Origin of the sequence: Collinsella sp. AF25-2LB, from assembly GCF_003458415.1 — a bacterium.
Classification (GTDB): domain Bacteria; phylum Actinomycetota; class Coriobacteriia; order Coriobacteriales; family Coriobacteriaceae; genus Collinsella.
Map to the genome: position 1 here is coordinate 1 of NZ_QRUF01000039.1, position 258 is coordinate 258.

Genomic DNA, 258 nt, shown 5'->3' on the forward strand with positions numbered 1-258 from the left:
GCAACCCTGTTAAGATAAATTTTTTCTGTCACTGCACCTCCCTTGATTGGCAACTTCATCCGAACACTTCCCACATTCATCCGCACATGTGCGGGTGAATGTGGGAATCCGATACCCTGAGGGCCGGACCGGCCGGCCCCGGGAGATCGGAGGACGGCATGTCCGGAAAGAGGAAGAAGGGGGCCGGGAAGGCGGCCCCGAGGGCCTACGGCAGGCTCACCAGGCACGAGCGGGACACGGTCCAGAGGATGCTGGAGC